Source organism: Enterococcus sulfureus ATCC 49903, assembly GCF_000407605.1.
GTDB classification, from domain to species: Bacteria; Bacillota; Bacilli; order Lactobacillales; family Enterococcaceae; genus Enterococcus_G; species Enterococcus_G sulfureus.
The window spans coordinates 216,352-230,017 of record NZ_ASWO01000005.1 but is presented as its reverse complement, the minus strand read 5'-3'; the positions used below and the strand labels follow the sequence as shown (position 1 = coordinate 230,017).

General features: G+C 37.7%; 11 protein-coding genes. 4 read left to right on the top strand and 7 right to left on the bottom strand.

What is annotated here, in order from left to right:
* Nucleotides 1–22: 22 nt before the first annotated feature.
* Together ptsP and I573_RS07170 are read right to left on the bottom strand one after the other, a co-directional pair.
* Nucleotides 23–1,750: a phosphoenolpyruvate--protein phosphotransferase gene (gene ptsP / locus I573_RS07175; protein WP_016185690.1), complete on the bottom strand. Its 1,728-nt coding sequence runs from the start codon at nt 1,748–1,750 to the stop codon at nt 23–25.
* A complete protein-coding gene (locus I573_RS07170; protein ID WP_016185691.1) occupies nt 1,750–2,016 on the bottom strand; it encodes a phosphocarrier protein HPr in 267 nt (88 codons plus the stop codon). The genes ptsP and I573_RS07170 overlap by 1 nt, the downstream gene beginning before the upstream one ends.
* Nucleotides 2,017–2,343: 327 nt before the next feature.
* Here I573_RS07170 and I573_RS07165 point away from each other — a divergent pair, with 327 nt between their 5' ends.
* Both I573_RS07165 and I573_RS07160 read left to right on the top strand, forming a co-directional pair.
* Nucleotides 2,344–4,542: an ATP-dependent Clp protease ATP-binding subunit gene (locus I573_RS07165; protein WP_211213405.1), complete on the top strand. Its 2,199-nt coding sequence runs from the start codon at nt 2,344–2,346 to the stop codon at nt 4,540–4,542.
* Nucleotides 4,543–4,671: 129 nt separating this feature from the next.
* On the top strand, nt 4,672–4,968 hold the full coding sequence (locus I573_RS07160) for a DUF1827 family protein (RefSeq protein WP_016185693.1): 297 nt from the start codon (nt 4,672–4,674) through the stop codon (nt 4,966–4,968).
* 43 nt (nt 4,969–5,011) lie between these two features.
* On the opposite strand, the gene I573_RS07155 is transcribed toward I573_RS07160, so the two are convergent.
* From I573_RS07155 to I573_RS07145, 3 genes are all read right to left on the bottom strand, one after another.
* Nucleotides 5,012–6,592, bottom strand: coding sequence for a peptide chain release factor 3 (locus I573_RS07155; RefSeq protein WP_016185694.1), 1,581 nt, complete (start codon nt 6,590–6,592; stop codon nt 5,012–5,014).
* Nucleotides 6,593–6,712: 120 nt separating this feature from the next.
* The gene (locus tag I573_RS07150) at nt 6,713–8,089 is read right to left on the bottom strand and encodes a hemolysin family protein (protein WP_016185695.1); all 1,377 of its coding nucleotides are present in this window, start codon (nt 8,087–8,089) and stop codon (nt 6,713–6,715) included.
* Between the two features lie 111 nt (nt 8,090–8,200).
* Nucleotides 8,201–9,310 (bottom strand): AI-2E family transporter, encoded by a 1,110-nt coding sequence (locus I573_RS07145; protein ID WP_016185696.1) that lies wholly within the window; start codon nt 9,308–9,310, stop codon nt 8,201–8,203.
* 169 nt (nt 9,311–9,479) lie between these two features.
* Between I573_RS07145 and I573_RS07140 the strand changes: the two genes are divergently transcribed.
* Complete coding sequence (locus tag I573_RS07140; protein WP_016185697.1) at nt 9,480–10,028, top strand: metal-dependent hydrolase; 549 nt, start codon at nt 9,480–9,482, stop codon at nt 10,026–10,028.
* Nucleotides 10,029–10,059: 31 nt separating this feature from the next.
* Here I573_RS07140 and I573_RS07135 read toward each other — a convergent pair whose 3' ends face one another.
* A complete protein-coding gene (locus I573_RS07135) occupies nt 10,060–10,377 on the bottom strand; it encodes a CHY zinc finger protein (RefSeq protein WP_016185698.1) in 318 nt (105 codons plus the stop codon).
* 74 nt (nt 10,378–10,451) lie between these two features.
* Here I573_RS07135 and I573_RS07130 point away from each other — a divergent pair, with 74 nt between their 5' ends.
* On the top strand, nt 10,452–10,994 hold the full coding sequence (locus tag I573_RS07130) for a biotin transporter BioY (protein ID WP_016185699.1): 543 nt from the start codon (nt 10,452–10,454) through the stop codon (nt 10,992–10,994).
* A gap of 36 nt (nt 10,995–11,030) precedes the next feature.
* Here the strand turns inward: I573_RS07130 and I573_RS07125 are convergent, their stop codons facing one another.
* Nucleotides 11,031–13,601: a YhgE/Pip domain-containing protein gene (locus I573_RS07125; protein WP_016185700.1), complete on the bottom strand. Its 2,571-nt coding sequence runs from the start codon at nt 13,599–13,601 to the stop codon at nt 11,031–11,033.
* Nucleotides 13,602–13,666: the final 65 nt, after the last annotated feature.

The following is a 13,666-nucleotide window of genomic DNA, read 5'->3' as shown; positions in this document are numbered from 1 at the left end:
AAAGTCACTCTTTTTATCGCGATTAAGCTAAGTATTCAGCAACTAGTGCTTCTACTTCTTCCATTGTATCGCAGTCATCTAATGCACGTGTCGCTAATTCTTGCATTTTCGTTGTATCTAAACGTTTCATTAAGCTACGTGTTTTTAGAATCGATGTAGCGCTCATTGAGAACTCATCTAGACCGATACCCATAAGCAATGGAACTGCTGTTTGATCTCCAGCCATTTCACCACACATACCAGCCCATTTGCCTTCTTTATGCGCTGAATCTACAACGTGCTTGATCAAACGTAAAATCGAAGGGTTATATGGTTGGTAAAGGTATGAAACGCGTTCGTTCATACGGTCAGCCGCCATTGTATATTGGATCAAGTCATTGGTTCCAATACTAAAGAAGTCAACTTCTTTAGCAAATTTGTCTGCAATTACTGCTGCTGCTGGAATTTCGATCATGATCCCTACTTCGATGTGATCTGCTACTGCAACACCTTCATCGATTAATTTTTGGCGTTCTTCAGTATAAAGAGCTTTCGCAGAACGAAACTCTCCTAAAGTCGCCACCATTGGGAACATGATACGTAGATTTCCATGTACAGAAGCACGTAACAATGCACGTAATTGCGTACGGAACATGTCTTCACCAAGACTAGATAAACTGATACGTAATGCACGATAGCCTAAGAAAGGATTCATTTCGTGTGGCAATGTCAAGTATGGTAACTCTTTATCGCCACCGATATCCATCGTACGTACGACTACAGGTTTTCCATCCATGCCTTCTAGTACTGCTTTATAGGCTACATACTGATCTTCTTCGGTTGGGAAATCTGGAGAATCCATATATAAGAATTCCGTACGATATAATCCAACAGCTTCTGCACCATTATTGTTTACTCCAGTTAAATCTTTTGGTGTACCAATATTTGCTGCAAGTTCAAAATGTTTGCCATCAGCTGTAACTGTTTTGGCATGTTTTAGTTTTTCCCACTCTGCTTTTTGAGCAGCGTAAGCTTCACCAGCTGCGATGAACTCAGCTTTTTGTTCTTCAGTAGGGTCTAAAATAACATCACCAGTGATTCCGTTCACTGCAAGCATTTGGTTTGCAGCCACTTTATCTGTGATTTCTTTTGTTCCCACGATCGCAGGGATCTCTAAAGAACGTGCCATGATCGCTGAATGAGAAGTACGTCCACCGATATCGGTTACAAACGCTTTAACAAAGTTGCGATCTAGCTGAGCTGTATCACTAGGTGTTAAATCGTGTGCCACAACGACAACTTCTTCATTGATCATTGAAGGATTTGGTAATGTTACTTGTAAAAGGTGCGCCAATACACGTTTTGTTACGTCACGAATATCTGCAGCACGTTCTTGCATGTAAGCATTATCTTCCATTGCTTCGAACATTCCAATGTACATGTCAGTCACTTCAGTCAAAGCAGATTCTGCATTGACTTTGTTGTCTGAAATGTTTTGTTTGATTTGTCCAACCATTTCAGGATCGCTCAATACCATTAAGTGAGCATCGAAAACTTGTGCTTCGGCTTCGCCTAATGTTTGTGCCGCTTTATCACGGATAAATTGTAATTCTTCAGTCGATTTTGATAAGGCATCATCCAAACGTTTTGCTTCAGCATCTGTATCTTCTACAGACACTTTAGAAAACGACAAGTCAGGTTGAACTAATAGGTACGCTTTTGCAACGGCTACACCGTCACTTGCTGCAATTCCTTTTAGCATATCAACCATTATTCAGATAAACCTTCCTTTTGCATAGTTTCAGCGATTGCAGCAATTGCTTCTGCTTCGTCTGCGCCTTCTGCAGTGATTGTTACGTCAGAACCTTGGCCAACGCCTAAAGACATAACACCCATGATTGATTTTAAGTTTACAGATTTACCTTTATATTCTAAGTTTACATCTGAGCTAAATTTGCTAGCTGTTTGTACTAATAATGTAGCTGGACGTGCGTGGATCCCTGTTTCAGCAACTACGTGAAATTCTTTCTTTTCCATAATTAATCAATCTCCTTTATTCAACGAATAATATTTTTGTTAGGGTTTTCGTAAAAATAAAACGGTTAACCCTTTCAATTGTTTAGATTACCATTTTTTTCCTTATTAGACAACCGTTTTACTAAGATATTTATGATTTTTACATGAGAATTAAGAAAAAAGACAGAATATTTATACAGAATTTTTTGTCTAATTTTGACTTTTGTAAAGCCAAATTCAAATACTTGCGTCTCAAAAAAAAATCAGTATAATAATTTTAAAGGTCAATAAAGGTCAATTAAACTATTGATGATTATTGAACGTTTATTAATGAAAGGTTGTGAATGTATGCTTTGTCAAAACTGTGGTAAAAATGAAGCAACGATTCATTTATATGCAACGGTGGCTGGTCAGCGAACTCAAATCGATTACTGCCAAAGTTGCTATCAAAAAATAAAACAACAACAAGGAGCGCGTATGGCACAACAAGATCCCTTTGGTTTTGGAAATCTTGATGATTTCTTCAAACAAATGTCCCAACGAATGGAACAACAAAATCGTGAACAAACTCCCCCTACTCAATCTGGTATGAACGGTGGGCAACCACCTAGACAAAACGGCCCGAAAGGATTATTGGAAGAATACGGCTCAAATATCACCCAACTCGCTCGCGATGGTCAAATCGATCCGGTTATTGGGCGTGATCGTGAAATTGCACGCGTTATTGAGATTTTAAATCGTCGCAACAAAAACAATCCTGTCTTGATCGGTGAACCTGGGGTTGGGAAGACTGCTGTAGTTGAAGGTCTTGCACAAAAAATCGTCAACAACGAAGTCCCTCAAAAATTATTAGACAAAGAAGTGATTCGTCTAGACGTAGCCTCTTTAGTTCAAGGTACAGGGATTCGTGGGCAATTTGAAGAACGTATGCAAAAATTAATGGATGAAATCAAACAAAATGGCCAAATCATCTTATTCATTGATGAGATCCATGAAATCGTCGGTGCTGGCGCAACTGGTGAAGGCAATTTAGATGCTGGTAATATTTTAAAACCTGCCCTAGCACGTGGTGAGATTCAATTAGTTGGTGCGACTACATTAAATGAATACCGAATTATTGAAAAAGATGCGGCTTTGGAACGTCGGATGCAACCTGTCCGTGTAGATGAACCTTCAATAGAAGAAACTATTATTATTTTAAAGGGCATTCAGTCTAAATATGAAGATTACCATCACGTAAAATACACTGAAGAAGCCATTCGTGCGGCAGCTGAATTGTCTAGTCGTTACATCCAAGATCGCTTTTTACCCGATAAAGCCATCGATCTCCTAGATGAGACTGGATCAAAAGAAAACTTGACCATCCAATTTGCTGATCCAAAAACGATCGAGAAAAAATTGGTTGCAGCTGAGGAACAAAAACAAAAAGCCTCTCAAGAAGAAGACTTTGAAAAAGCGGCTTATTACCGTGATCAAATCAACCGATTGACAAAATTAAAAGATCGTCAATTAGCAGATGAAGAAATTCCTGTGATCACTGAAAAAACGATGGAACAACTGATCGAACTCCAAACAGGAATCCCAGTTGGTGAATTAAAAGAAAAAGAACAAACACAATTAAAGAATTTAGCAGAAGACTTGAAAAAACAAGTAATCGGTCAAGACAATGCTGTAGAGAAAGTAGCAAAAGCGATTCGACGAAATCGCATCGGTTTAGGAAAACAAAATCGTCCGATCGGTTCTTTCTTATTTGTTGGCCCAACTGGTGTCGGAAAAACTGAACTAGCTAAACAACTAGCCGAAGAATTATTTGGTTCAACTGATGCTATGATTCGTTTTGACATGTCTGAATATATGGAAAAACATAGCATCGCAAAATTGATTGGATCACCTCCTGGCTATGTTGGCTATGAAGAAGCTGGTCAATTGACTGAAAAAGTCCGTCGTAATCCATACAGTCTAATTCTATTAGACGAAATCGAAAAAGCCCATCCTGATGTGATGCATATGTTCTTACAAATTCTAGATGATGGACGTTTGACTGATGCAAAAGGACGCACCGTAAGTTTCAAGGATACGATCATTATCATGACAAGTAATGCAGGTACAGGAAATGTCGAAGCTAGCGTTGGTTTTGGGGCAAGCCTAGCTGGCACTCAACGCTCAATTTTAAATCAACTACCAAATTACTTTACTCCTGAATTCTTAAATCGCTTCGATGGAATCATCGAGTTTAATGCCCTAACAAAAGAAATGTTGGTTACGATTGTTGATTTGATGTTAGATGAAGTTAATGATTTACTAAAGGCGCAGCATTTGCATGTAGATGTCCCATTAGACGTGAAAGAAAAATTAGTCGATCTTGGCTTTGATCCAAGTATGGGAGCTCGTCCGTTACGTCGTACGATTCAAGATACGATTGAAGACAGTATTGCTGAATTTTATTTAGATCATCCAACGATTCATGAATTAACTGCCTATCTAACGGAAGAAAATGAAATTGCGATTAAAGCAAAAGAATCATCATCTTTAGACACTGAGGCATAGTTTGCTTAAAAAGGTTAGATTTTCTAGCCTTTTTAAATTCTTTTTCTTTCCCTTTTCTTCAATAAAAATTATAATAGTATTAGAATGTAAGCGAATCATTTAAACCCAAATAAAACGAGGTGAAGCGTAATGAAGTTAATCAATGTAACGAATAGCCATTCACGTTTAGTCATGCAACAGCTTGAAAGTACCGATGCTGAGATGGTCAAAGTATATACGGCCGGCGATATCACTGTCGTCTACACCGTAGCTCCAACGCATTATGAGATTTTATTGGTCAATGAAAAACGAGCAATCATGAAAAATGAAGTTCGTGATATCAAAAATTATTTCTTCAAAAAAATGCCTACTGGTACATTTGATCCTGAACACTTTACCATTATTGAAGAACCAAATTTAGTTGAACTATCCATTCCTATACTATAATAAAACCGCTCTTCTAATTAAGAAGAGCGGTTTTTTGTCTATATTATAGTAGTGTTTTTAATTTTACTTCAGGATATTTTTCTGTAAACCAGCGTTCAGCAAATTGGTTTTCAAATAAGAATAACGGTTGATCAAAACGATCTTTTGCTAAAATATTACGTGATGAGCTCATGCGTTCATCTAAATCTTCTGGATCGATCCATCGTGCAATTTTGTTGCCCATTGGTGTCATAATGACTTCTGAATTGTATTCATTTAACATACGGTATTGAAAGACCTCAAACTGCAATTGTCCTACTGCACCAATGATATACTCATCTGCAAGATACGTTTTATACAACTGGATCGCACCTTCTTGAACCAATTGATAGATCCCTTTATGGAATGATTTTTGTTTCATAACGTTTTTAGCTGTGACTTTCATAAACAGTTCTGGTGTAAATGAAGGCAACTCTTCATATTCGACTTTTAATTTCCCTTCAGTTAACGTATCCCCAATTTGATACGTTCCAGTGTCGTATACTCCAATAATATCCCCAGCTACGGCTTCTTCGATATTTTCACGAGCATCTGCCATAAATTGTGTGACATTACTCAATTTTGTTTTTTTACCTGTACGTTGCAAGTTCACATCCATCCCGCGTTCAAATGTACCAGAACAAATACGGACAAAAGCGATTCGGTCGCGATGGGCAGGATTCATATTGGCTTGGATCTTAAAAACAAAACCAGAAAATTCCTCTTCATAAGGACTAACTTCTTGTCCATCGACTGTTGGATGGCTATGTGGAGCTGGTGCAAATTGTAAAAAGGTCTCTAAGAACGTTTGGACACCAAAATTGGTTAACGCCGAACCAAAGAATACTGGTGTTTGTTCGCCACGGGTGATTTTGTCCACATCAAACTCGTCTCCGGCTTCTTTTAACAATTCGACTTCTTCCAACACTTGATGGTACACACTATTTTCTGTCAATTTATGCGTAGCAGGCAATTCGCCATTCGCATCAAGTGCCACTAAGCGCTCGCCATCATAATTTTCAGGACGATACAATTCCACACGGTCATTAAAGATATCGTAAAGACCTTCCATCCCTTTTCCCATCCCAATCGGCCAGTTCATTGGGTATGATTCGATATTTAACAAGTCTTCCAATTCTTCTAATAGTTCAAGTGGCTCGCGGCCATCACGGTCCAATTTGTTAATGAACGTAAAAATAGGAATCCCACGTTTTTTGACAACTTGGAATAATTTTTTCGTTTGAGCCTCAATCCCTTTGGCACTATCGATGACCATTACGGCACTATCTACTGCCATCAATGTACGGTAAGTATCTTCAGAGAAATCCTCATGTCCGGGTGTATCTAAAATATTTACGCGTTTATCTTGATAATCAAATTGCATTACTGAACTTGTTACTGAAATTCCACGTTGTTTTTCGATTTCCATCCAGTCTGATTTCGCAAAATTACCGGTTTTTTTTCCTTTTACAGTACCGGCCTGACGGATCGCGCCACCAAATAATAATAATTGCTCTGTAATTGTCGTTTTCCCCGCATCCGGATGGGAAATAATCGCAAACGTTCGGCGACTGTCGACTTGCTGATGTAAGTTAGGGTTTTTCATATAGGTTTTACTCAAAAAATGAGTACAATCCTCCTTTTTCTACTCGATCTAATTGTAACAACTGGTTTAGTATAGCATGAAATAAAGCCGAAAAAAAGAAGAAGCACACGGCTTCTTCTTTTAACGACGAGGTTCGTCATCATCAAATTCCTTTTTGAAAAAGCGACGTTCTTCTTCTGGCTCGATTTCTTTTTCTTCGTCTTTTGAAAAAATCACGCGAATTTTCAATACTCGACTGCCTTCCATCTCTTCGGTGATCAACGTTAAATTATCAATTTCAAACGATAATTTTTCATCTTTGTCTGGAATCGTGCCAAGGGCCGTAATTAAATAACCTGCCATTGTGTCCACATCTGACATATGCAGCGTGGTCTCAAACACTTCATTGAAGTCTTCAATCAACATTCGTCCTTGGATCAAATACTCTTGCTCATTGATTTTCTCATAGAGATTTTCTACTTCATCGGTTTCGTCATCGATTTCGCCAACGATTTCTTCTAATAAATCTTCAAGCGTGACAATCCCTACAACACCACCATATTCATCTAATAAGATAGCCATTTGGTTTTGTGTTCGTTTTAATTCATATAATAAATCATCAATAAAGACCGTCTCAGGAACAAATAACGGCTCTTGTAAAATCGATTGTAGGTTCAGTTGATCAAACCCAACTTGAAATGCGACTTTTAGTAAATTTTTAGTGTGTATCACACCAACGATCTTATCCTTATCTTCATTATAGACAGGAATACGCGAATAGTTTTCAGCTAACATCGCTTCTAAACTTTCTTCCATTGGATCATTGATATCGATCATAAACGCATCTGTTCTTGGGACCATTACTTCTCTTGCAACTTTTGTATCTAAAGAAAATACACCTTGTAACATCTCTAGTTCTTCGTCTTCTAATACACCTTCTGTTTCAAGCATATAACGCATTTCGTCTCGCGTCATTTTTGAATCTTCATCATCGAATTTCATCGGTGTGATTTTTGAAAGCAATGAGGTCGAAGCAGATAAAAACCATACGAATGGTGTCATCACCGTTCCGATCAAACGGATAATGCCAGAAGTGGCTTGAGCAACTTCTTCAGATTTATTCAAAGCGATTCGTTTTGGATACAATTCACCAAATACGATAGATACATAAGTTAAAGCGGCTAATACAATTAAATTAGCTAAGCTTCTCGCAGCTGTACCAGTTCCTAAAAGTGGAGTCAATTTGGCAGTTAAACTTTCTGCTAACGCCGCACCAGATAAAATATTTACAACCGTGATCCCTACTTGGATCGTAGATAAAAAGTTGGTCGGATTGTTCAATATTTTCATCAGTTTTTTTGACTTTATATCCCCTTCTTCGGCTTTTTGTTCTACTCGATTTTTGTTGATAGATACCATCGAGATCTCTGCTGCAGCAAAAAACGCATTGATCAACGTTAAGATAACTAATAATAAAATTTGCGCTAAAAGCGACTGACTATCAGGGTCAGCATTCATAGTTGCATTCTCTCCTTATTCTGTTTTTGTTCATTTTTTATAAAAAAAAAGCATGGATAAATCCACGCTCAAATCGTATCATAAAGCAAAAATCTTTGCAACGAAATCTTCTTACGTATCGATTTCTAAAGGTCCTTTTTTAGTTTCTTTGATAATCTTGATCACAAAAATAATGACCGTACGACAAATCGCGTAAAATGGAACACCTAAAAAGATTCCCAACAATCCTGCTAAGTTTCCAGCCACTAATAAGACGATAATAATGGTTAATGGATGAATTTTTAATGTTTTTCCGATTACATTTGGATAGATAATATTTCCATCTAGTTGTTGTACGATCAACACAACGACACAACACAACAATGCTTTGAATGGCTCATTGAAAATCGTGACAAACACAGCGGGCATCAATCCAAGATACGGTCCTAAATAAGGGATCAAATTCGTTAATCCAGCAATCACACCGAATAAAAAGGCATAATCTACACCTAAAATCAGATACCCTAAAAATGTAAAGGTTCCAACAAATAGACATTCAATCACTTGACCACTGATATAGTTCGCTAATGTCTGATTCATTTGTCCCATCAATTCCGCAATCTGAGCGCCACGCTTTTTAGAAAATACTTTTTCGACATTTGGCACAATTTTATCCCCATCTTTTAACATGTAAAAGAGGATGAATGGTGCCGTCAAAATAATAATCGTAGCACTTGCTACTGTACTAAAGATCGATCCTAAACTACTGGATAAGCCACTTAAAAAACGCTGGATAATGGTGCCATATGAAATATTTAGTTTTTCTAGTTCGCCCATCAAATCGAACTTTTTAAACATCTCGCTTTTCGCAAGCTTCGTTGCCCAGTCCTCTACATCACTCATAAAGTTTGGAATATTTGATGCAAGTTGTGCAATTTGATTAATCAAGCTAGGAATAACTGTCATGATAATTAACACTAGGGCTGCAATCAGTAGTAAAAAAACAATAGCAATCGCAAGTATGCGTTTTATATGCAGCCGTTTGGTCATAAATAAAACAATTGGGTTTAATACATAAAATAAAAAGCCTGCAATCAATACTGGAATAAATAATGTAGAGAAAAAAGTACCGATCGGTTGAAATAAAAAGTTGATTTTGCTTAAGACAAAAATCAATGTTGCAAGAACAAGCATCTCAAGTGACCAATACATTAGACTTCGTTTATTTTTTTTCGTAAACATGTTTTTTTTTCGCCTCCTTTTTGTTTATTATAGGCTATTTAAACTAAGATGCAAAAGGAAAGCGAAAAATAATCTCGATTTTATTTTTGGCTTATTAATTCGAATTATATTTCGGTATGTTATTTTTTATGCTACACTAGTTATCTTAACAAGAATAAAGGAGAGCATTATGTTATACACGAATCATTTATTAGTTAGTAATGCGATTGCGCTACCGATTATGGCACAAACCAATACATTGAATTTGACTAATGTATTGCTATTAAATCTTGGTGTGTTGCTACCAGATATCGACGAACCTCATTCAGTCATCGGACAACGAACACTCGGTCTATCTAATATCATTAAAGCAGTCTTTGGACATCGTGGACTGACACATACTATTTTTTTCCCATTGGCTTTATTTTTTATTAGTGCGCTACTTACTGTAAAATTTGATGCATTGACTTTAAGTTACTGCTTAGCTTTTGGTGCTACGTTACATATTTTAGAAGACAGTTTTAGTAAAAATGGTGTTTATTGGCTTAAGCCACTCTCAAAATTTAAATACCAGATTCCACTTTATACAACGGGTGGTGTTGTAGAAAAAACACTTGGCGTTGGCGCGATTTTATTTATCTACTATTGTTACAGTCAAGGAAAATTGACCACAGTGCCAGACCCCTTTTTAAATCCGGCTAAATTATCCCAATGGTTGACGGCTATTTTTCCTCATTAACCTAAAAAGATACGTATTTACGTATCTTTTTTTAGTTGAAATAAATATCATGATGAAGTGCACAGTTAGGATTAAACGATTGAAAACAATAAGGACACGACTGTATTTGATATTGAGTATACGTCAAGGTGTGCCGACAGACCCCACATATTACTAAAGCAGTATCCGTTCGATCCATGGCCTGATAGCGGTGAGTCTCACATTCATCATGACAAACAAAACAAGCATAATACTTTTGACAAGCGCCACATTTTAATGCCACCACATCTTCGTTTTGATGATAATGGACACACCTTCCTACTTGATCGACTAGTTTACCATGAATGGTATATGGATTATTTTCACACATGTTTGATTCTCCTCTTTCTTTTGTTAACCAATTATAATATAATGGGTAACATATTAAAAGGAGGAATTTACACGATGAAAACGAGAACGATTACGGCCATTGCTATGATGATTGCCATTATTATTATTTTAGGCTTTATTCCACCCATTCCTTTAGGGATTTTACCCGTTCCTTTAGTCTTTCAAAATTTAGGAATTATGCTTGCAGGAATTTTACTTGGTGCCAGAAAAGGAACGTTAACTATTTTACTCTTTTTAGTATTAGTCGCATTAGGATTTCCAATTTTATCTGGCGGTTCTGGTGGCGTAGCCGTCTTTGCCGGTGTCACAGTAGGATATCTTGTCAGTTGGGTATTTAGTGCAACGCTGATTGGTCTAAATCAAAAAGCTTTCCTTGCAACTACTCATTTTTTCAAACAATTTCTGATTATTTGGCTGCCTGGTGTGTTATTCGTCGATATTATGGGGTCGATTGGTTTAAGTTTGATGACGGGTATGCCACTTTTACAAGCGTTACTTTCCAATCTTGTATTTATTCCTGGCGATACTATCAAAGCGTTTGTTGTGGTCATCATCGCTAGACGATTATTGTCTTTATCATTTTTTAAACAACTTTAAAAAAATAGTCTTGCTCGACTTGAGCAAGGCTATTTTTTAGTTGACTGTTTCTATACAATTTGTTTTTAGCTTGCGCCAAAACGTAAGATACAAGAAGCTACTAAAGATGAGTAGATACATGCCTAATATCAAGACAGCTTGACTGAAGGCATGTGCTTGCATCCCACCTGAAATCACCTGTCTTAACCCCATCACACTATAAGTAATTGGAAATAGTGGATGTAAAAACTGATAAAATGAATTACTTACATCTAATGGGAACGTCCCTCCGGCTGATCCTAGCTGTAAGACGAGCATTACCATTGATAATCCTTTTCCAATCGTCCCAAATGCAACATTTAAGAGCGTTACTAAACTAGTCGACGCAAGTGATGAAAAGATCGCCATTACATAAAATCCTATAATACTTTGATGTTGGATCTTCATTGCAAACAACATAACTGTAGCTAAGATAACGGCTTGACTTAATGCAAATACAATCATTAAGATCCATTTTGAAGTAAATAATTCCCAGGTTTTGCTTGGTTTTTTAATTGCTTTAGCCATTGGATAGATGACATTAAACGCTAGCGCTCCTACAAATAAGGCGACAGATAAAAAGTATGGTGCTAGACCAGAACCATAATTTTTAACATGGCTGTACTCTGTTTTACTTAATGCGACTGGTGTGGCAAACATTTCTATCGTATGATCAGAAACGGTTGCTTGCGTAGTCACATCTTGACCATTTGATGTCAGCTTTTCGGCTAATGTCGTCGCACCATCGTCTAATGTACGTCCACCTGTAGCTAGTGTTTGACTTCCTTGTGCCAATTGTTGGCTACCATCAGCTAACTGCGTTGAAGCTGTGGCTAATTTTGTGATACCTTGTGTTAACGCTGGACTATTCGTCGCCAATTGCTGGCTACCATCTGCGACTTTTTTTGTTCCACTCGCTAAACGTTGAATCCCATCAGCTAATGCGGGTACTTGATTATTTAATTGCGTAACGCCTTGTGTCAACTGAGTACTTCCATCAAGTAAAGTCGGTGTTGCGGTCACAAGTTGAGCCGTACCTGCTGACAATTGATCGACACTATCTGTATAGGTGATCACTCCATCTGTAAGTTTTTGACTTCCATCCGTTAACGTCGCTAAGGCCTCCGTTACAGCTGGTGCACCTTGAGCAACTTGAGTGAAGTTGGCATTGACTGTTGTAAATGAATCCCCAAATCGTACGATCCCTTGTTGTAACGCTGTGGCATTTGCAAGCGTTGAACTAGTTGGTGCTGAAGATAGTTGTAAAAGTTGACTCTGAATTTCTCCGATTGCTTGACTGACAGTTTGCAGTTGTTCCTTTAATGGTGTGAGTTGTGTCAAAAAAGCAGTTGTTTCTGAAATCACACTTTGTTGCTGTGCGTCAGAAAGAGTGTTCAGTTGTGTCAATTGCTCAGCTAATCGTGTCGCTTGATCAGTATCTAGTTGCATAATAATTGTAGACATAGTTTGATTTAATTGTTCTGTCGTTTGACGAATGTCTTGTGTATCGATTGTAGTCGTATTTTGTTGTAATTGATCGACTAATTGATTCACTAATGGAATCAGCTGTGTTTGAACGGCATCATCCAAAGTCGTCGTTTTCTCATTTATACTGGTAAGTGCTGTGGGCAAAGTACTTGCTTGCTCTGACAAAGTAGTTAAGCCATCTTGTAGACCTTGAACTGCTGTGACTAATTGAGGATTCGTTTGCGCTAAAGTCGCCACACCGGCATTTACTTTCACAACTCCAGCAGTATAAGCCGTTACGCCTTCATTTAATCCTTGTGCTCCTTGTGAGAGTCGATCTACACCAGAAGTTAAACTTGGAATACGAGTGGCTAAAGCTTGTGTTCCTTGGTTCACTTGTTGCGCCCCATCATTTAGCGTACTCACACCGGCTGTATACGTACTGATTCCTTGTTCATATGTATGACTTCCATCTGCAAATGCCAATGTCGATGCTTGAAGTCGAGTCAAATTGTCAGTGAGTGTTTGTGCTCCTTTAGCTAGCTCACTGGTTCCATTTTCTACTTGCATAGCACCTTTTCCAGCAGTGACCAGTCCTGAACCTACTGTTTTAAATTGGTCAAAAAGTGCTTTGGTATAGGTCTTTGTCACTTCTTTACGAACCGATTCTTGTAGGGATTTGGTTGCTGATTCGGCAATTGTCCCTACGACCATATTCCGCCCAGGATTTGTCTCATAGGCCAGTTGCATTGGCTGAGGAGTATCTTCAAATAGCGTGGTTGCTTGTTTTGAAAATGTTTTTGGAATCGTGATCTTCATATAATACGTTCCATCTTCCAACCCCTTTCTCGCTTGTTGACTTGATACGATCTCAAAATCTAATGCATCATTTTTTTGTAAATTGTTTACTAATGTATCGCCAATCGCAATGTCTTTTGATTGAAAGGTGGCATGTTGATCTTCATTCACTACTGCTACTTTCAAATGATCTAATTTAGCGTATGGATCCCAGATCGATCCTAAAAATACTGCAGCATACAGTAACGGGATACACGCGATCACAATCAATACGATTCGTAATTTTTTATCGCGGGCAATCGTTTGTAATTCTTTTTTCCACATGTTTATGCCTCCTATAACTATACAACACATTGTCGGATTTAGAAATTTAGTATAGTATGGAGCCT